Source organism: Pseudomonas purpurea (genome assembly GCF_039908635.1).
GTDB classification, from domain to species: Bacteria; Pseudomonadota; Gammaproteobacteria; order Pseudomonadales; family Pseudomonadaceae; genus Aquipseudomonas; species Aquipseudomonas purpurea.
This window is the reverse complement of record NZ_CP150918.1, coordinates 2700372-2719813: the sequence shown is the minus strand read 5'-3', so window position 1 is coordinate 2719813 and position 19442 is coordinate 2700372. Positions and strand designations below refer to the sequence as shown.

Below are 19442 nucleotides of genomic sequence, written 5' to 3'. Positions count from 1 at the left end.
AGCAACACATGGGTTTTCTCGCCGGTAAGCGCGTACTGATCGTCGGTGTCGCCAGCAAACTGTCCATCGCATCCGGCATTGCTGCCGCCATGCATCGCGAGGGCGCTGAGCTTGCCTTCACTTATCAGAACGACAAACTCAAGGGCCGCGTTGAAGAGTTTGCACAAGGCTGGGGCTCGAGCCCGGAGCTGTGCTTCCCGTGCGATGTGGCCAGCGACGAAGAAATCGCCAAGGTCTTCCAGGCGCTTGGCAAAAAGTGGGACGGCCTGGACTGCATCGTGCATTCCGTGGGCTTCGCCCCGGGCGACCAGCTCGACGGCGACTTCACCGAAGCCACCACCCGCGACGGTTTCCGCATCGCGCATGACATCAGCGCCTACAGCTTCGTGGCCCTGGCCAAGGCTGGCCGCGACATGATGAAGGGCCGCAACGGCAGCCTGCTGACCCTGTCGTACCTGGGCGCCGAGCGCACCATGCCGAACTACAACGTGATGGGCATGGCCAAGGCTTCGCTGGAAGCGGGTGTGCGTTACCTGGCCGGCTCGCTGGGCCCGGACGGCACCCGCGTCAACTGTGTCTCGGCTGGCCCGATCCGCACGCTCGCCGCGTCCGGCATCAAGAGCTTCCGCAAGATGCTGGCCGCCAACCAAGCGCAAACTCCGCTGCGTCGTAACGTCACGATTGAAGAAGTGGGCAACGCCGGCGCGTTCCTGTGCTCGGACCTGGCGTCCGGCATCAGCGGCGAAATCATGTACGTGGACGGCGGCTTCAACACCACCGCCATGGGCAACCTCGAAGAGTGATGCCCACGCGGTAAAAAACCCGCCTCGGCGGGTAATGCCGGGCAGTCAAGAAAACTCAGCGTCTGAATGCTCTGTTCTGACCCGAAATCTACCCCTCACCCCAACCCTCTCCTCAAAGGGGCGAGGGGAAAGGGAGCAGATCTCCATGCCTTTCAAAACCTGAGTTCGACTCGGGCTTTCAGGTCGATGTCACTCGAATGAACACCGCCGTCAGTTCCCTCGCCCCCTCAACTTCCCACCACGGGGCACGGCCCACCGGCCGCCGCCCAGAGTTTGAACTGGGTGACGAAAATATCGTGGGGCACCGGCACCGGCTCACGATTGCCACCGGGGTTCCAGCCCCAGAGCACCAGTTTGTCATCGCTGACGTGCTGGATCAGCGCGGCAAAGTCCCGATCGCCATTGCTCGAACGGTCCTTGATCATCTGGCACAACTTGTCGGCCGGCAGCCCGATCCAGGCCATCTTGTGCGCGGCGGACGGCAGCCCCCAGTGTGGCGCACCCGGCGGCGCATGCGGCCCGTAACTGGCCGGTGGATTGCTTTCGGCGTGACAGGTCGCGCAGGGCAACCCCGGCGAGCCCTTGCCATCCACGCCGCGAACCACACTCATGGCGTGGGGCACGCCCGCATCGAACTGCAACGGCGAGTCGCCGGGAATGTGGCAATTCTGGCAACGCGGGCTCTGGAAGACCTTTTGCACGGTGGCAAACGCCGCGAGCGCCGCCGGGTCGTCGGCAAACAGCTCCGACGCGTAGCCTCCCAACCCGAACAACAACAGCGAGCCCATGAATAGATGCCGTTTCATCTCACACCCCCGCCAGTTGCAGGGGCAAATCCCGCAGGCGCTGGCCGGTCAGGGCAAACACCGCGTTAGCCACGGCGGGCGCGGTGGGTGGCACGCCCGCCTCGCCGATTCCACCCGGCTTGTCACTGCTGGGCACGATATGCACCTCGACCCTGGGCATTTCGTTCAACCGCAAGACTTGGTAATCGTGATAATTGGACTGCACCACCCGGCCGTCCTTGAAGGTGATTTTGCTATGCAAGGCGAACCCCAGCCCGAAGGTGATGCACGACTCCATCTGCGCGGCGATGCTGGTCGGGTTGACTGCAATTCCGCAGTCCACGGCGCACACCACCCGATGCACGCGGATCGTGCCGTTGTCCTCGGACACTTCGGCCACCTGTGCCACGTAACTGCCGAACGACTCATGCACCGCCACGCCCAGTGCACGTCCATTGGCCAACGGTGAACCCCACCCGGCCTTCTCGACCGCCAGGTTCAACACGCCCAAATGACGTGGATGGTCCTTGAGCAGCACCCGGCGATAGGCCACCGGGTCCTGACCCGCCGCAGCCGCCAGTTCGTCGATCAGCGACTCCATGACAAACGCCGTGTGGCTGTGCCCCACCGACCGCAGCCAAAGCACGTTGATGCCGGTTCGCGGCGAATGCAGGTCGACCTGATGATCCGCCAGGCCCTTGATGTAAGGGCTGTCGGCCACACCCTCGACCGAGGTCCCGTCGATGCCGTTCTTGACGAACCCGGCTTCGAACGAGGTTCCGGCCATGATCGACTGTCCCACCAGCACATGCCGCCACGCCACCGGCAACCCGTCGGCGCCCAGACCGATCCGGGCGTGATGCAGGAACGCCGAGCGATAGTAACCGCCACGCACATCGTCCTCCCTCGCCCAGACGGTTTTCACCGGCGCCTGTGCCGCTTTGGCGACGTGCACCGCTTCGGCCACGAAGTCCGACGCCGGGTTGGCGCGCCGCCCGAAACCGCCGCCCAGGAACCGTGTGTGGATCTGCACCTGCCCGGGTTTGAGGCCGGTGATTTTGGCCGTGATCTGCTGGTCCATGGTCTGGAACTGCGTACCGGTCCAGATCTCGCACGTGTCCGCGCCGAGTTTGACCGTGCAATTGAGCGGCTCCATGGGTGCATGGGCCAGGTACGGCACGGTGTACTCGGCCTCGATGGTTTTCGATGCCTTCGCCAGTGCCGCCGCCACATCACCGGCCTGGCTGGCCGAGGTGCCTTGAGTGGCGGCCAGTTTGCGGAACGATTCACGCAGTGCATCGCTGTCCAACCCGACATTGGGCCCCAGGTCCCACTCGACTTTCAACGCATCGCGTCCCAGTTTCGCCGCCCAGTAATGGTCGGCCACCACCGCCACGCCGCTGGGCACCTGCACCACTTTTCTCACCCCTGGCAACGCCAGCGCCGCGCTGCCATCGAAGGACTTGACCGAGCCCCCAAACACCGGAGGCCGTGCCACCAACGCCGTCAGCAGGCCATCAAACTGCACGTCCATGCCGAATTGCGCCCGACCGGTGATTTTCTCCGGGGTGTCGAGGCGCTTGGTGGGTTTGCCGATAACCTTCCAGTCCTTGGCGGATTTGAGTGTGATGCTCTCGGGGGCCGGCACCGGCAGTTGCCCGGCCTCGTTGGCCAGTTCGCCATAACCGACGCGTTGGTTGGCGACCATCACGTGCCCCTGCTCGGTGTGCAGGCTGGAAGGCGCCACGTTGAAGCGCTTGGCGGCGGCCTCGATCAGCATCAACCGGGCGGCGGCGCCGGCCTGGCGATAACGATCGAACTCCATCCAGGTCGACGTGGAGCCCCCGGTAATCTGCATCCCGCCGAACGCTGGCAACCCGTAGGCCACATCGGCGGGCGCATGCTCGACGCGAATTTTCGACCAATCGGCGTCCAGTTCCTCGGCGATCAACATGGTCAGCCCGGTCCAGATGCCCTGCCCCATCTCGGAATGGCCAAGCAACACCGTCACCGTGCCGTCACTGGCAATGCGCAAGAAGGCATTGGGCGCGAAGGTAGAATCCGGTGCGGATGCCGCCCGGACAAAACGGTTGGCGCCCGGAATGACAAACGCCACCACCAAGCCACCGCCCAGCAGCACGGTGCTTTCCAGGAAGGTGCGGCGCGAAGGATTGATGACTGTGTTCATGCTCATGCCCTCCCGATTTCAGCCGCGCGCTTCACCGCTGCGCGAATCCGTGGGTAGGTGCCGCAGCGGCAGATATTGCCCGACAACGCCTGATCGATGTCGCTGTCGGTCGGCGAAGGAATCTTCGCCAGCAGCGCGGCCGCCGACATGATCTGTCCCGACTGGCAGTACCCGCACTGCACCACGTCCAGTTCAGCCCACGCTTGTTGCACCGGGTGCGAACCATCACTCGACAGGCCTTCGATGGTGAGGACTTTTTGCCCGTTGGCCACTGCCGCGACGGGCGTGATGCACGAGCGCAACGGCGCACCGTCGACCTGCACCGTGCAGGCGCCGCACTGGGCCATGCCGCAACCGAACTTGGTGCCGGTCAAGTGCGCCACATCCCGCAGCACCCACAGCAGCGGCATGTCGCCAGGCACGTCAAACGACTGGTCATGACCATTGATGTTGAGCGTCAGCATGGTTCATCTCCTCAGGACTCACGGCGTCCCGCAACGGCGTCGCTGTGGCAATGACTGCCTACGCGCGCATCGGGTTATCCATTGAGCTAAGCGTAAATTCCCCAAGGCTCTGGCTGGCGCGACAACCGGTCACAAAAAGGGCCGCCTCTTTCAAGGCAGCCCTGTGACTGAACGTACAACGCCTACTGACGCGGTGTGAGCAATGTCCGGGTGTAGCCCTGCACAAACACTGCGAACGCGGCGCACCACAACACCACCGACAGCCCCAGCCCGATGCTGGCAAAGGGCACCACAAACACCCGGCACACCCCGGCCAACAGCACCAGCGCAAACCCGAGCGACACGGCGCTTGACGGTTTCAGCGGCCGGCCGGTATGGCCGAGGCTGACACGGGCGATCATCGCCAGAATCAATCCGCCCATGCCGCCGACCGCCAGGGAATGGGTCGCCAGGCTTTGCTGGGGCAATACGCCCAGTTGCCACAACGCCATGGCCAGTACCGCGATCAGCAGCCAGGCGTACGCCAAGTATAACGACCAGAGCAGCGGCACTCGCCAGATTCCACGGTCGTACCAGCGCCACAAGCGCAGCAGGTGCAACGTGCCGATCAGCGCATACAAGGCAGCCAGCCATGGCTGCGGGACCTCGTTGAACCCGGTGCCGATCAGCAGCGCGGCCAACAGGCTGGCAATCAACAAGGCCTGGGTTTGCCGAGGATGGCCCACCGCACCGTTGGTACGGTTCAACCCGCGCTGGATAAAGAACGGAATGACCCGCCCGCCAATCACACTCATCAGCGCCGCGATCAACCACAACGCGGCCAGCGCGCCGCGCCGTTGCAGGCCCGCGTCGTCCTGGGCGATGCCTGCCAGGGTCAACGCCTGACACCCGGCCAACAAGGCAAGCACCACGAGGATCGGGTAGTTGTCGCGTTTGCCCGCCGCCATCAACTCGCGTCCCAACACCAGAACCAGCAGCGGCAAGAACGGCAGTTGCAGCGCCAGCAAACCGCTCTGCGGAATCGGCAACCACCAAGCCAGGCGCGCCGCCAGCCAGACCAGCAGCAAGCCCAACAACGGCCAACCACTCAGGCCGGGGCGACCGGTCCAGTTCGGCACTGCCGTCAACAGGAAACCGCCAATGATTGCCGTGGCAAAACCGAAGGGCATCTCATGACGGTGCCAGGCGAGCATGCCGACCGTTGCCTGTGCCTGGGGAAAATGCCCGTACAGCCACAGCCCCCATACCGCCAGCGCAACGCAGGCAAACATCGCACCGGCCAGAAAGAACGGCCGAAACCCCAGGCTCCACAGTGGAACGTGCTTGAGCGACCCCATCTCAGGCCCCCGCACTTAGAAGGCGTTTGGCAGGTTTGCCCAACTGATACTGGGCCAGCAGGCGCATCACGTAACCGACCTTGAGCAGGGTCGGGCCAAGGATGGTCATGGCATGCATCGACACCAGCGTAACGAGCCCAAGTTGGCCTTCGTAGCCATAAGCGCCAATCACGCCGACGGCCAGCAGGAACAGACCGAACCCGAGCACTCGGCTCGACAGGTGCAGGACTTTCTCGGGGTGGCTGAAGAACTCGAACATTTGGGCGTACTCCTGAAGCTGTTCAGTTGTACGTATGACTTATCAAATCCCGTGCCAGCCCTAAAAGCCCTGTAAATCAGCCACCTGGGGCAACGATAGTCAATATGACACAAGGTGAATAATGTCATTACGACAACACAAGGAGTCATATCGACTACATACCAGTACTCACTGAACCTTCAGATAAGCCCCGTCGCACGCCCCGCGCTCACCCATGGACTTCAACACGGCGCCACCCTTGAGCAGTTGAATCCGGTACTCCGGTTCTTTCGAAGCCCCCGTGAATAACAGGTTGTTTGACCACATCCCAACACGCTGCATTGTGGTCGTCGACGGTTGGCCCTTGAGCAAGGTGCTGATCTGGACGTCCGCCGTCCCGGAGGCGTCAAGCGGGTAGCCTGAGACCATTTTGAGGGTGAGTTCGCAGGAACGACGCGCATCCCCGTCCTTCATCACATAGCGCCCGTCGCGTTGGCCGTCAGTCACCAGGGCCGAGGCTGACGGAACTGACCGGCACCTCGACCGCACTCATGCGCGCCGTGAAATCACGCTCGCCACTGAGCCAGCGGCCGATGCGGCCACCGCCACTTTCGGTTCGCTCATCGAAATGCCAATGGCCGGTCATCTGGCCGTCGGCGGCAAACTCGTGGAGGGTGATCTTGCCTTCCTCCGTCTGTTCGCCAATCAAGCGGATCGGCTGGCCGCTGCCGCTTTTGGTGTAACGCACCTCGCCAATAAAGGCTTCGCCCTGACGTTGCCACCAAAGGTCCACGGCGAGCTTGCCGTTCAGCGTGCCCCGCAGCATCACCGGGTCTTCGGTGTAAGGGCCCACAAAACGCGAAGTTTCCTTCCACTGACCGTCGACCAGTTCGCGATCAAGTTCCTGGATGTACCCCTGCGGCAACATTGGCCATTGGGCATATACACCGGCAGTGGCGTCTTCGATCTTTTCACCGACCATCTGCGGCACATTGTCGATCACAGCCCAGGTCGCTTGCTGATGCCAGCAGCAGCCGCTTTTCGATGAGGTGTACAAACGCTGAGCCTTGGCGTCAGCACCGAACATCCCCAACTGCCCATCCCGGGTCAGGCTGGAAAACGCAGCATTGAAGTGCAGCATCGAACTCGCCGGATCAAACAGATAGACGTCATAGGAAGGCCCGCCATAGCCGCCCTCGCTGCCATTGCGCACGGCCAGGTCCTGATGCCCGTCAAAGTTGAAATCATCGAAAAACAGCACGCTCTGATCGCCATACATCGGCGCCCGATTGATCGCCAACTGATCGCCTTTCTCCGTGAACGTCGCATAGGCGTCCTGCGACTCGATGCGTTGCAGCTCACGGCCGCTGGCCTTGTCATGCAGGATGACCGTGGCTGGCGCACCCTCGTAACTCTTGGGCGGCGGCGTCGGAAACACCACGTCGATCGCGTATTTTTGCGCAGGGTCGGTGAGGTGATAGGTCAACGGCTCAGCGCAGGCGGACGCTGCGGCCAACAGACTGGAAACGGCGACTAAACGACGGGCAAGCATGATGCGGAGCGTCCTTGCGGCAAATTCGGGCGGCAAGTCTAGCGGCAATCCGCACGGGCCGACATCCGCATCCGCCAAAAGCAAACCAATACCCTTTTCGCCTCACGCTCCATTCCCGCCTGTACGCACGTCACCTTGCCCCCATCGGTACAAGCGTTAGTGACTGCCTATGCAAAGCGTCAGCGGGTCAACGCTCTGCCCGGATTAAACGACGACCTGTTTAATATCCACGACCTCTTATCCATTTATAACTATCGAAGTTCCTGAACAGTCACTGAACCGGGGACAACACCGGACATTTAACATTGACTTTACTTACCCATCTGAGTAGATTGCCCGGGCCGGTAACTCAGGCCTTTTTTAAACCTCACAAAAGAAGCCAATGGACACAGTATCTAGTCGCTGTCCGGTCACCGTGAATGCGGAGATCCGGGCGCTAAACCCAGACATTGACGGGACTCGCCTGCACGGCGGGGTCAACTGCGCTAGAGCCTGACGCTCCAACGTAACGACCTCCCCGGCGCCAGTCCGGTCGCGAGGTGTGTTATGACCTTTAAAACCCATGTTCTACCCGGCGTTCGCGCCTTTGCCTCCAGCATGCGCGTGAAGCACGACGTTGCTTCCCGTGCCCGTGCGCCCTTCTCTGCCCCCGTTCCCGGCGTAAAGCCTGCGCACCGCCAGGTGCATTGGCGCGTCAGCCCTGCCACAGGTCAACTGGAGCAGCGCTGGAGCCTGGCCGATTCCCAAGACCCGCAGAGTAGAAGCTTTTTCGGCCAGTTTGCCCGGGCGAGCCTGTTGCCGAGCGTCTATACAGGCGCTCACGCGGGATAAGCATTAAATAATAACGGCCAGGACTTTCTCTTCGAGACGCTCTTGCCCCTTATTATTTTCCGGCTAAAAACCACTGTTAATGAACTGGAGTTCTCTATGGACGAAGCCAGTAGTTACCCGCTGCGCGCTTAATTAATAGCGGTGTTATAGCGGGACTTGAATTCACAACTAAAAACTTATTTAAACCGATCGCGAATTCCGCGACTCGGCATGCTTTTGCTCGCCTTCAATAAGGTTGGTTGCAGGTGTGTTTTGTCGAGTATTGGCGACAGGAGTACATACAATGAGCACAGTAAAAAACACCAGGGTTCGAGACAAGAACAGCGCCAGCGACACCAGCAAGCTGTCGATGCGTGCCGCCCGGGAAGCTCAAAACGGTCTCTCGGCCACCCTGGCCAATGTCAGGGCAACCCCTGATGGCCTGACCGAACTGGACGCCGAGGGCCGCCTGCAACGCGAAGGCTACAACGAGGTCGATCACGACCGGCCGCCTCACGCCCTCGTGCAGTTTCTCCTGGCCCTGCATAACCCCTTCATCTACGTACTGCTGACCCTGGGCATCATCAGCTTCGTCACCGACTTCTGGCTCCCGGAGCGTGACGGCGAAGACGGCGACCTGACCAAGGTCATCATCATCGGGCTGATGGTCGGCCTCAGCAGCCTGCTGCGGTTCTGGCAGGAACACCGCTCGGCCAAATCGGCCGAAGCCCTCAAGGCGATGGTCCGCACCACGGCCACCGTCCTGCGGCGCGAAGAAGTCGGCGCCAAAGCGACCGTGCGGGAAGTGCCGATGCGCGAACTGGTGGCGGGCGACATCGTGCAACTGTCGGCCGGGGACATGATCCCCGCCGACATTCGCCTGATCGAGTCCCGAGACCTGTTCATCAGCCAGGCCGTGCTGACCGGTGAAGCCTTGCCGGTGGAGAAATACGACACCCTGGGCGATGTGACGCAAAAATCCGCCAGCCACACCGCAGCCGATCAGAGCAACCTGCTGGACCTGCCGAACATCTGCTTCATGGGCACCAACGTGGTCAGCGGCACCGCACGTGCGGTGGTGGTCGCGACCGGTCCGCGCACCTACTTTGGCTCGCTGGCCAAGGCGATTGTCGGTTCACGGACACAAACCGCCTTCGACCGAGGGGTCAACAGCGTCAGTTGGTTGCTGATCCGCTTCATGCTGGTCATGGTGCCCATCGTGTTTTTCCTCAACGGTTTTTCCAAGGGCGATTGGGGCGATGCCTTCCTGTTTGCCTTGGCGGTTGCGGTCGGTTTGACCCCGGAAATGCTGCCGATGATTGTCAGCGCCAACCTGGCAAAAGGCGCCACCGCCATGGCCAGGCGCAAAGTGGTGGTCAAGCGCCTGAACGCGATCCAGAACCTGGGTTCGATGGACGTGCTGTGCACTGACAAGACCGGCACCCTGACCCAGGACCACATCATCCTCGAGCACCATGTCGACACCCGCGGCAAGCGCGACGAATCGATCCTGGCCCTGGCCTGGCTCAACAGCCACCACCAAAGCGGCATCCGCAACCTGATGGATCAGGCGGTGGTGCAATTCTCCCGGCAAGACCCCAAGTTCAAAGTGCCCTTCGCCTACAGCAAGGTCGATGAACTGCCTTTCGACTTCGTGCGCCGTCGTCTGTCGATCATTGTCAAAGACAGCCGCGATGACCACCTGCTGGTGTGCAAAGGCGCCGTGGAAGAAATGCTCGGCATTGCCACCCATGTGATGGAAGGCGACACCGTCGTCGCTCTGGATCAAGCACGCCGCCAGCAATTGCTGACCCTGGCCAACGAGTACAACGAGGATGGTTTCCGCGTGTTGGTGGTGGCGACCCGCGAGATTCCCAAGGCGCAGTCGCAGAACCAATACCACACCGCCGATGAGCGGGACCTGGTGATCCGTGGCTTCCTCACGTTCCTCGATCCGCCGAAAGAAACCGCTGGCCCGGCGATTGCTGCGCTGCGGGACATCGGCGTCGCGGTCAAGGTACTGACCGGCGACAACGCCGTGGTCACCAGCAAGATCTGCCGTCAGGTCGGGCTGGAACCCGGCGCACCGCTGCTGGGCCCGGAAATCGAGGCGATGGACGACGTCACGCTCAAGCAGCAGGTCGAAGAGCGCACGGTGTTTGCCAAGCTCACCCCGCTGCAAAAATCCCGGGTGCTCAAGGCGCTGCAAGCCAACGGTCATACCGTGGGCTTTCTCGGCGACGGCATTAACGATGCCCCGGCCCTGCGTGACGCCGATGTCGGTATTTCGGTGGACAGCGGCACGGACATCGCCAAGGAATCGGCCGACATCATCCTGCTGGAAAAGAGCCTGATGGTGCTGGAAGAAGGCGTACTCAAAGGTCGCGAGACCTTCGGCAACATCATGAAGTACCTGAACATGACCGCCAGCTCCAACTTCGGCAATGTGTTCTCGGTGTTGGTGGCCAGTGCGTTCATTCCGTTCCTGCCGATGCTGTCGATCCACCTGCTGCTGCAAAACCTGATGTACGACATCTCCCAACTGGCGTTGCCGTGGGACAAGATGGACAAGGAATACCTGCAAAAACCACGCAAGTGGGACGCCAAAAACATCGGGCGCTTCATGATCTGGATCGGGCCGACCTCGTCGATCTTCGACATCACCACCTTCGCCCTGATGTGGTACGTGTTCTCGGCCAACAGCGTGGAAATGCAGACCCTGTTCCAGTCCGGCTGGTTCATCGAGGGGCTGCTGTCGCAAACCCTGGTGGTGCACATGCTGCGTACCCGCAAGATCCCGTTCTTCCAGAGCACCGCCGCGTGGCCGGTGATCATGATGACCTGCATTGTGATTGTGCTGGGGATCTACGTGCCGTTCTCGCCACTGGGCACCCTGGTGGGCCTGGAGCCGCTGCCGCTGGCGTACTTCCCTTGGCTGGTGGGCACCTTGCTCAGCTACTGCTGCGTCGCGCAACTAATGAAGACGATCTACATCCGCCGCTTCAAGCAGTGGTACTGAGCTGAACCGGCATGGGCTGGCGCCTTGCCGCGCCGGCCCATGCCCCCCGATTGCGTGGAGACGGAACATGAACCCAGCGTCCAAGACCCTGCAGTGGATAGACCACTGCATGCGGGCCCTGTCTGTTTTTTGTCTGGCTAACGCCGCGAAAGGTTTGATGGTCGTCAGTGTTCGCCTGTACGCCCGTGGATGGCTGAGCGCCGTGGAAGTGCGCTTCGCCCTGGGCTTTTGCAGCACCTTGAACACCACCAGCGTCAGGTTATTGCGGCCTCGTAAAAAATAAATGTTTGTTATGTGGAGATTCCTCATGCCGGGAACCACTCTCTTGCTGAACCTCGCGGGCGCCATCGCACTGTTGCTGTGGGGCACCCATATGATCTCAACCGCCCTGCTGCGCGGGTTTGGCACCCAACTGCGCAACTGGATGGGGCGTCACCTGAATAATCGCTGGATGGCGCTGATTTCCGGAATCGGTATCACCGGCGTGCTGCAAAGCAGTACGGCGGTCAGCCTGATGGCCACCTCGTTTACCGCGGCCGGCACCCTGAGCCTGGCACCTGCCCTGGCGGTGATGCTGGGGGCGAATATCGGTTCGACCCTGGTGGTGCAACTGCTGAGCTTCGATACGTCACTGGTGACGCCGCTCATCTTGCTGGCAGGTTTTATCGTCTTTCGGCTGCGCGATGATTCGCGCTTTGAAAGCGTCGGCTGCGCCCTGATCGGCCTGGGGCCTGATGCTGTTGGCCCTGGGCCTGCTCAGCGCCAGCCTGGGCCACATGGAAGAAACCCCGGTGTTTCGCGTGGTCATGCAAAGCCTTGAAGGCGATCTGATCATTGCGGTGGTCGCCACGGTCCTGTTGACCTGGGCCTGCCACTCCAGCGTCGCGGTGGTCCTGCTCATCGCCTCCCTGGCCGGTACCGGAATGATGACGCCCGTCACCGCGATGGCCCTGATGCTCGGTGCCAACATCGGCGGGGCCTTGCCATCAGTGATGAGCGCCGGGTCGAACATGGCGCGGCGCCTGCCAGTGGGCAACCTGTTGATCCGCCTGCTGGGCACCCTGGCATTGCTGCCTTGCCTGCCGTTCCTGGCCAGTCACTTGGCCCGGATCGATATTGGCCCCGCGCACCTGGTGGTCTACCTGCACACCGCGTTCAATCTGGCGCTGGCGGTGCTGTTCATCGGCCTGACCGAACCGTTCGCACGCGTGTTGACCCGTGTGCTTCCCCAGCCAGAGCGCCCGGCGGACCCCGGTATGCCGCAATACCTCGATGAGGCCGGGCTGGAAGTGGCCAACATCGGGCTCTCCAATGCCGTGCGCGAGGCCTTGCGCCTGGCGGACATGGCGTCCCTGATGCTCAATCAGGTCCTGCAACTGTTCGAGAAGCCCGACCAGCTCACCGCCGACAAGGTCCGCCAACTGGACCACTCCGTGGACCTGCTCAGTGCCGCGATTCGCGCCTATCTCGCGGACATCGGCCAGGATGGCCTGAGCGATGCCGATGCTGACCGCGCCCAGGAAATCCTGATGTTCGTGATCAATCTGGAACATGCTGGCGACATTCTCGGCAACCTGGCGCAGTTGGCGATCCGCAGGACTCGCCGTGGCGAGCACTTTTCAAAATTCGAACTGATCCATATCCAGGCCTTGCACCTGGCCTTGCTGGACAGCCTGAACCTGGCCATTACCGCGTTCTTGAGAGAGGACGTCTCGGCGGCCCACGCCCTGGTCAGCCACAAGGAAACCGTACGCAAACTTGAAGCCAGTGCCAGTCGGGAACACTTTCGCAAATTGCAGAATGACAAGACGGCGTGGGCCGAGTCCGGGGATATTTTCCAGCGGGTGCTGCGCGATTATCGTCGCGTTCATCACCACATTGCAGCCCTGGGCTACCCGGTACTGGAACGCTGCGGGGAGCACAACGACACCCTGATCCCGGACCGTTGCGAAGCACTGGCACCGCACAAGGACACCGTCACATGCGCGTCCTGATCTGTGCCGGCCGGCACTACGCCGACACCCCGATGTCCCGACAAGTGCTGGATGCCTATCACCGCCTCAAGGCCATTGATGTGCTGATTCACGGCGGCAGCCAGTTCCTGGGCAGCGCGATAGAGGACTGGGCCCGTGAGGTCGGGGCCGACGTGGTCCGCTACCCGCCGAACTGGCAGTTGCATGGCAAACAGGCCGAGCGCCAGCGCAACCACTTCATGCTCAGGGACAGTCGCCCTGACGTCGTCATCGCCTTGCCCGGCGGCGAGGACACCAGTGAGCTGGTCAGCCAGGCCAAGGCCGCCGGAATTCATGTTTTATCGGTCGAGAGTTGACCCTTTATCCCCACCAGGAGCGTGCCCAATGACCGAAGACCCCAGTTGTCGTCGCGATAGAAGCCACCCGTTCAATACCCTTCTCGACCATGCCCCGCCTGCCTTCCATTCGGCACGCAGTCGGGGTCGTCGTGAGCCTTTGTCAGTCGAGGTCCACCATGCACACACTCAACCGTCGCCGCCCTGAAAACACCACACCGTCGGTATTCCCGCGCTCCGTTCTCCAGCAACTGCCTCCCTCCCGACAACGCGCCCTGCGCCGCAACGTGTTTTTCATCGGCATGACACTCGGCGCCGTCGCCTCCCTCAGCCTGCTCTCCAAGGCGTTCGCGGCCGCAGGTTCGTACGCCGTCGACGATGGCGCGATCAACCGTCCCGGCGAGTGCAACATCGACGCCTGGTTCACCCGCAACCGCCATGACGGCGCCACCCACAACGCCGTCATTTCTCAAGGCTGCACCTCCCGGGGCCTGCCTTGGCTGCAATGGGGAGGCGCCGTGCAGCAAGGTCACGGCGATGACGGCACGCAGACCCAGTTGAGTCCGCAACTCAAGGCGCAATTGTATTCAAACCAGGACCTGGGGCTGGAAATCGCCCTGTCGGGTGCCGCGCATTTTGCCCTGAACCGCGCCCACAGCTTCGACGGCGCCGACCTGAGCGTGCCGCTCACCTGGCAACCGTTCGATGCCCTGCGACTCAACGTCAACGGCGGTTGGGCCCATGCCTATGACGACGGCGAGCAAAAACACCGCATGACCTGGGGCAGCGGCGTTGAATACGCGGTTGCCGATTCACTGACCTTGATTGCCGAACGCTACGGCCAGGAAGGCGGCGAACAATCCTGGCAGGCCGGGCCAAGGTTTCATCTCGGGCAAGCCGTGGACCTGGACCTGGTGCTGGGTCGTAACCTCACTGGTGATCGCGACCGTTGGCTGACGACGGGCGCTACCGTTCGCTTCTGAGGGTACGCTCAGGCTGCGCGGTGCTGGCAAAGCCCGCGCAGTGTTGATGGCCAACGAGGTGTAGCCCGAAGGGAGCCGACCGGCATCCGCAACACCTAAAAGCAAACCAATATCATTTGCACCCTGTCGGGCCATTTGCTTTAATCGCGACCCATTCCCATTTGCACTCGCGGCGCCTCGTCGCCCATGGATACGTGCTCTCAATGCCGGTCGCCGATTCCTGCTCTGTTTCGAACCTCTACACCAGTCATCATCGCTGGCTGTATGAATTGTTGCGCCGACGCCTGAGCAACGCGTTCGATGCGGCGGATCTGGTGCATGACACCTTCATCCGTGTGCTCAAACGCCCGCAGGCCTTTGAATGCGAGGTGCATGAACGCTCCTACCTGGCGACCATCGCCCGTGGGCTGTGCATCGATCACTGGCGCCGCCGACAACTTGAGCAGGCCTGGCTGCAAGCGCTGGCCGAACGGCCGCAGGCGCTGCAACCCTCGCCGGAACACCGGGCGATCATTGTCGAAACCCTGCACGAAGTGGACGCCATGCTCCAGCGTTTGCCCGCGCGAGTGCGGGACGCCTTTGTACTCGCCCAACTGCAGGGCATGCCGTACAAAACCATCGCCATTGAGATCGGTGTGTCCGAACGCATGGTCAAGAAGTACCTGGCCCAGGCGCTGATGCATTGTGCCCTGCTGGAGGCCGAACTCGACGGCCTGCTGATCGAGTAACCCATGCCCTTGAAAACCCTCAGCCACACCAGCCTGCAACAGGCCGCCCACTGGTACGTCCAGCTCAACGATCAACAGGTGGGCGAACACGAGCGCCAGCGCTGGCAAGCCTGGCTGGCGCAAAGCGGTGAGCATCAGGAGGCGTGGCGCTACGTGGAACGGGTCGGTCAACGCTTCGCGCCGCTGCATGACGACACCGATCCGCTGGCCAGCAGCCAGGCACTGCGCAGCCCGGGCCGAGGCCGCGTCAGCCGTCGCAGCGCCCTCAAATCCTTGCTGATCCTGACCGGCGGCAGCCTGCTCGGCTGGAGCACCTGGCGCGGCACCCCGCTGTCCGACACGTTGAGCCGCTGGACGGCGGACCTCGCGACAGGCGTTGGCGAAACCCGCGAAACCCTGCTCAGCGACGGCAGCCGGATCTGGCTCAATGCCCTGAGTGCGCTGGATGTACGCTTCAGCAACCGCGAGCGGTTGCTGCATCTGCGGGTCGGCGAAGTGCTGATCGACACTGCCAAGGACCTCGACCGGCCCTTCCTGGTGCAAACCGCGCAAGGTCGATTGCGGGCACTGGGCACCCGATTCAGTGTGCGCGAAGAAAACGGCCAAACACGCCTCAATGTGTTCGACGGCGCGGTGCAGGTGCGCACCGTCCACGGCCAGGAGCAGACCGTGCCGGCCGGACGCCAACTGGCGTTCACCCAGCATGGGTTTGAACCGTCGTCGGTGGCGGTTGCCGCCCGTGAAGCCTGGCGGCGCGGCGTGCTGTTGGCCGATAACCTGCCACTGGGCCAGTTGCTGGAAGAACTGAGCCGTTATCGCCTAGGGCATCTGGGCTGCGACCCGCGCATCGCCGGGTTGCCGGTGATGGGTTCATTCCCGCTCAAGGACACCGATCAGGCACTGCGCCTGCTGGAAGCCGCGCTGCCGATCCGGGTCGAAAAGCCGCTGTCCTGGTGGGTCAACGTCGGCCCCACGGTTTGAAACCCCGACGTTTGGATTTTTTTCAGACGCAGGTTCCCTTTTACGTTTCTCGTTCGGTTAACCCCTCAGAAGCACTTCAATTGCCGATCGACTCGATCCAAAGGGACCTCCATGTCGCCACACGTTGCCGCCCGTTTCCGTTTTGCCTTGCGCCCTTTGGCGCTGGCCCTTCCGGCCGCCCTGCTGAGCCTCGCCCCGACCATCGCCCAGGCTCAGGAACAAACGGGCAGCCAACAGGCCAGCAGTTCGAAACGCCATTACTCGATTGCACCGGGTCCATTGGTCAGCGTGCTCAACCGCTACGCCGAGCAAGCAGGGATTTTCCTCGCCGGGCATAACGATCTGGCCAGCGGCAAACGCAGCCCGGGCCTGGAAGGCACCTTCAGCGAGCAGGAAGCGTTGCAACGTTTGCTTCAAGGCACCGGCCTGCAAGCCCAGCCCCAGGCCAACGGCGGTTACGTGCTGCACGCCGCCCCGCAGGCCAACGGCACACTGGAACTGGGCGCCACGACAATTTCCGGCCAAGGGCTGGGCGCGACCACCGAAGACACACATTCCTACACCACTGGCGCGGTGTCTTCGGCCACCGGCCTGCCGCTGTCGATTCGTGAAACGCCGCAGTCGGTGACGGTCATCACCCGCCAGCAAATGGACGACCAAGGCTCCACCAGCATCGCCGATGCCCTACGCCGCGCCCCCGGCATCAGCGTGCAGAACTACGACAGCGAACGCTGGGAGTTTTCCAGCCGTGGTTTGCCGATCACCAATTTCCAGTACGACGGCGTCAACACCGACTATGACGGCGTCTACGATTACGGCACCACCAGCACCGACATGGCGACCTTCGACCGCGTCGAAATCATCAAGGGTGCGACTGGCCTGATGACCGGCTCGGGCGATCCGTCGGCCACCGTCAACCTGATCCGCAAGCGCCCGACCAAAGAGTTCAAGGCCTCGGTCACCGGCACGGTCGGCTCCTGGGACAACTACCGTACCGAAGGCGATATCTCCGGCCCGCTGACCGAGAGCGGCAACGTGCGCGGGCGTTTTGTCGGGGCCTATCAGGACCGCAGCGCCTACATGGATCACTACCAGAACACCAAGGACATCGCCTACGGCATCCTTGAAGCGGACCTGACCCCGGACACCCTGGTGACCTTCGGCATCGACCAGCAGAACACCCGCTCCCGCGGCGCCAGTTGGACCGGTTTCCCGATGTACAACAACGACGGTTCGCGGACGAACTTCTCGCGCTCCTTCAACCCGGCCACCGACTGGAGCCGTCGCGACTTCACCAACCAGACGATCTTCGCCTCGGTGGAGCAGCAACTGGCCTACGACTGGAAACTCAAAGTCAGCTACGACCGCAAGCATCGCCAGCATGACACCCTGCTCGCCTCAGCCAGCGGCGGTAACCCAAACCCGGTAACCGGTGAAGGCATGTACATGTTCATGGGCAAGTTCAAGGGCGATCAGGTCCAGGACAACCTCGACGTCAACCTCACCGGTCCGTTCAGCCTGTTCGGCCGCGAGCATGAGTTGATCGCCGGGTTCATGTCGATGAACACCCGCCAGGACATTCCGGTGCATGGCTCGGTGTATCCGCCCGTGCCAGGCAGCATCTTCGACTGGCGCGGCGAGTTCCCCAAGCCGGACATTCCACGCGTCGGCAGCAATGACATCGTCCAGCGCCAGACCGGCGCCTACCTGGCCACCCGGCTCAAGCCGACGGACGACCTGTCGGTGATCATCGGCACCCGGGTCAGCAATTTCACGGCCAACGACGACCTCGACTACACCGACCCGACCCGACCGGGCCTGCACGACAGCTACCGCCAGACTGGTGTGGTCACGCCGTACGCCGGGCTGGTCTACAACCTCGACGACACGTATTCCGTGTACACCAGCTACACCAACATCTATCAGCCGCAAATGAGCAAGGACGCCGAGCGCAAACTGCTCGACCCGGTTGAAGGCGACAGCTACGAAGCGGGGATCAAGGCCGCGTACTTCGACGGTCGCCTGAACGCCAGTTTCGCGGTGTTCCGCATCGAACAGGACAACGCCGCCCAGTACGTCAGCGGCGTCGAAACGGAGTCGGTGTACCGCGCGGTGCAGGGCGCGACCACCAAAGGTTTCGAATTCGAACTGGCCGGTGAAGTGCTGGAAGGCTGGAACCTGTCGGCCGGTTACACCTACAGCCACACCCGCGACGCCGAAGGCAATTACGTCTACGGCTCAGTGCTGCAAACCACCGCCCCGCAGCAAGTGGTGCGGGTGTTCAGCACCTACCGGTTGCCCGGCGAATGGGAAAACCTCACCGTCGGCGGCGGTGTGAACTGGCAGAGCGAGTTCTTCGGTAACGTGTTCCAGCCCAACCCGAACGACAGCGTCAACTTCGGCCAGTACTCGCGCATCACCCAGGACAGCTACTACCTGGTGGACCTGATGGCGCGCTACCGCTTCAACGATCACCTGAGCACGACCCTGAACGTGAAGAACCTCTTCGACAAGAAGTACTACACCGGCCTGGGCAACTTCGGCACCGGTTTCTACGGCGAGCCGCGCGCCCTGCAACTGACCACCAAGTGGGACTTCTAAGCTGACCCAACGCCGCTGCCGAGGGATCGGCAGCGGTGCTTGTGCGTACTTGTCGATCTGCGGTGCAGCCAGACGACTACGGGCTGACTACGCTGATAATCCAGCGTGCCAATCCGCAGAGGAGCACCGTCATGTCGCGCATTCAAAAACTCACCCCCTGCCTGTGGTTCGACGACCAGGCCGAGGCCGCCGCGCAGTTCTATTGCTCGGTGTTCGAACACTCCACCATCACCGCCATCACCCGCTACGGCGCGGCCGGTTTCGAGTTCCACGGTCGGCCCGAAGGCTCGGTGATGACCGTCAGCTTCGAACTCGACGGTCAAAGCTTCACCGCCCTCAATGGCGGGCCGGTGTTCCGGTTCAACGAAGCCATTTCGTTTCAGGTCAATTGCCACAACCAGTTCGAGGTCGATCACTTCTGGAACGCCTTGTCCGTGGGCGGCGACCCGCAGGCGCAGCAATGCGGCTGGCTCAAGGACCGGTTCGGTCTGTCGTGGCAGATCGTGCCCATCGCCCTGACCGACATGATGAAAGACCCCGACACCGCCAAATCGCAACGTGTGATGCAAGCCCTGTTACGGATGAAGAAACTCGACATCGCGATCCTCGAACGAGCCTTTAACGGCCAGAGCTAATACACTCCAG

Annotated in this window: 17 protein-coding genes and 1 pseudogene; 11 read left to right on the top strand and 7 right to left on the bottom strand. The window is 62.2% G+C overall.

What is annotated here, in order from left to right; genetic code table 11:
• The first annotated feature begins 8 nt into the window (after window positions 1–8).
• Window positions 9–803, top strand: coding sequence for an enoyl-ACP reductase FabI (gene fabI / locus AABM54_RS12220; RefSeq protein ID WP_347905864.1), 795 nt, complete (start codon window positions 9–11; stop codon window positions 801–803).
• 227 nt (window positions 804–1030) lie between these two features.
• Here fabI and AABM54_RS12215 read toward each other — a convergent pair whose 3' ends face one another.
• The 7 genes from AABM54_RS12215 to AABM54_RS12185 all read right to left on the bottom strand — a co-directional run bounded on the left by AABM54_RS12215 (window position 1031) and on the right by AABM54_RS12185 (window position 7367).
• A complete protein-coding gene (locus tag AABM54_RS12215; protein WP_347905862.1) occupies window positions 1031–1609 on the bottom strand; it encodes a hypothetical protein in 579 nt (192 codons plus the stop codon).
• A gap of 1 nt (window position 1610) precedes the next feature.
• On the bottom strand, window positions 1611–3776 hold the full coding sequence (locus AABM54_RS12210; RefSeq protein ID WP_347905860.1) for a xanthine dehydrogenase family protein molybdopterin-binding subunit: 2166 nt from the start codon (window positions 3774–3776) through the stop codon (window positions 1611–1613).
• A gap of 2 nt (window positions 3777–3778) precedes the next feature.
• Window positions 3779–4240 (bottom strand): (2Fe-2S)-binding protein, encoded by a 462-nt coding sequence (locus tag AABM54_RS12205; protein WP_347905858.1) that lies wholly within the window; start codon window positions 4238–4240, stop codon window positions 3779–3781.
• A gap of 182 nt (window positions 4241–4422) precedes the next feature.
• Window positions 4423–5577, bottom strand: coding sequence for an NnrS family protein (locus AABM54_RS12200; protein WP_347905857.1), 1155 nt, complete (start codon window positions 5575–5577; stop codon window positions 4423–4425).
• A gap of 1 nt (window position 5578) precedes the next feature.
• Window positions 5579–5836: a transmembrane sensor/regulator PpyR gene (locus AABM54_RS12195; RefSeq protein ID WP_347905855.1), complete on the bottom strand. Its 258-nt coding sequence runs from the start codon at window positions 5834–5836 to the stop codon at window positions 5579–5581.
• A gap of 168 nt (window positions 5837–6004) precedes the next feature.
• Window positions 6005–6322: a hypothetical protein gene (locus tag AABM54_RS12190; protein WP_347905853.1), complete on the bottom strand. Its 318-nt coding sequence runs from the start codon at window positions 6320–6322 to the stop codon at window positions 6005–6007.
• Entirely contained in the window at window positions 6315–7367 is a 1053-nt protein-coding gene (locus tag AABM54_RS12185) for a hypothetical protein (RefSeq protein ID WP_347905852.1), read from the bottom strand. Before AABM54_RS12185 ends, AABM54_RS12190 begins: the two co-directional genes overlap by 8 nt.
• 546 nt (window positions 7368–7913) lie before the next feature.
• Between AABM54_RS12185 and AABM54_RS12180 the strand changes: the two genes are divergently transcribed.
• The 10 genes and pseudogenes from AABM54_RS12180 to AABM54_RS12135 all read left to right on the top strand — a co-directional run bounded on the left by AABM54_RS12180 (window position 7914) and on the right by AABM54_RS12135 (window position 19432).
• A complete protein-coding gene (locus AABM54_RS12180; RefSeq protein WP_347905850.1) occupies window positions 7914–8198 on the top strand; it encodes a hypothetical protein in 285 nt (94 codons plus the stop codon).
• 283 nt (window positions 8199–8481) lie between these two features.
• Entirely contained in the window at window positions 8482–11196 is a 2715-nt protein-coding gene (mgtA, locus tag AABM54_RS12175) for a magnesium-translocating P-type ATPase (protein WP_347905848.1), read from the top strand.
• Window positions 11197–11263: 67 nt separating this feature from the next.
• Window positions 11264–11479, top strand: a complete 216-nt coding sequence (locus tag AABM54_RS12170) for a hypothetical protein (RefSeq protein WP_347905846.1) — start codon at window positions 11264–11266, stop codon at window positions 11477–11479.
• A gap of 24 nt (window positions 11480–11503) precedes the next feature.
• Window positions 11504–13190, top strand: a pseudogene (locus AABM54_RS12165) (Na/Pi cotransporter family protein).
• A complete protein-coding gene (locus AABM54_RS12160; protein ID WP_347905844.1) occupies window positions 13178–13525 on the top strand; it encodes an SLOG family protein in 348 nt (115 codons plus the stop codon). The pseudogene AABM54_RS12165 and the gene AABM54_RS12160 overlap by 13 nt, the downstream one beginning before the upstream one ends.
• Window positions 13526–13806: 281 nt before the next feature.
• Entirely contained in the window at window positions 13807–14487 is a 681-nt protein-coding gene (locus AABM54_RS12155; protein WP_347906174.1) for a hypothetical protein, read from the top strand.
• Window positions 14488–14690: 203 nt separating this feature from the next.
• A complete protein-coding gene (locus AABM54_RS12150) occupies window positions 14691–15215 on the top strand; it encodes a sigma-70 family RNA polymerase sigma factor (protein ID WP_347905843.1) in 525 nt (174 codons plus the stop codon).
• 3 nt (window positions 15216–15218) lie between these two features.
• Window positions 15219–16196 carry a FecR domain-containing protein gene (locus tag AABM54_RS12145; RefSeq protein ID WP_347905841.1) on the top strand — a complete coding sequence of 326 codons (978 nt, stop codon included), beginning with the start codon at window positions 15219–15221 and terminating at the stop codon, window positions 16194–16196.
• Window positions 16197–16307: 111 nt separating this feature from the next.
• Entirely contained in the window at window positions 16308–18797 is a 2490-nt protein-coding gene (locus tag AABM54_RS12140) for a TonB-dependent siderophore receptor (RefSeq protein ID WP_347905839.1), read from the top strand.
• Window positions 18798–18928: 131 nt separating this feature from the next.
• Window positions 18929–19432 carry a VOC family protein gene (locus AABM54_RS12135; RefSeq protein ID WP_347905837.1) on the top strand — a complete coding sequence of 168 codons (504 nt, stop codon included), beginning with the start codon at window positions 18929–18931 and terminating at the stop codon, window positions 19430–19432.
• Window positions 19433–19442: the final 10 nt, after the last annotated feature.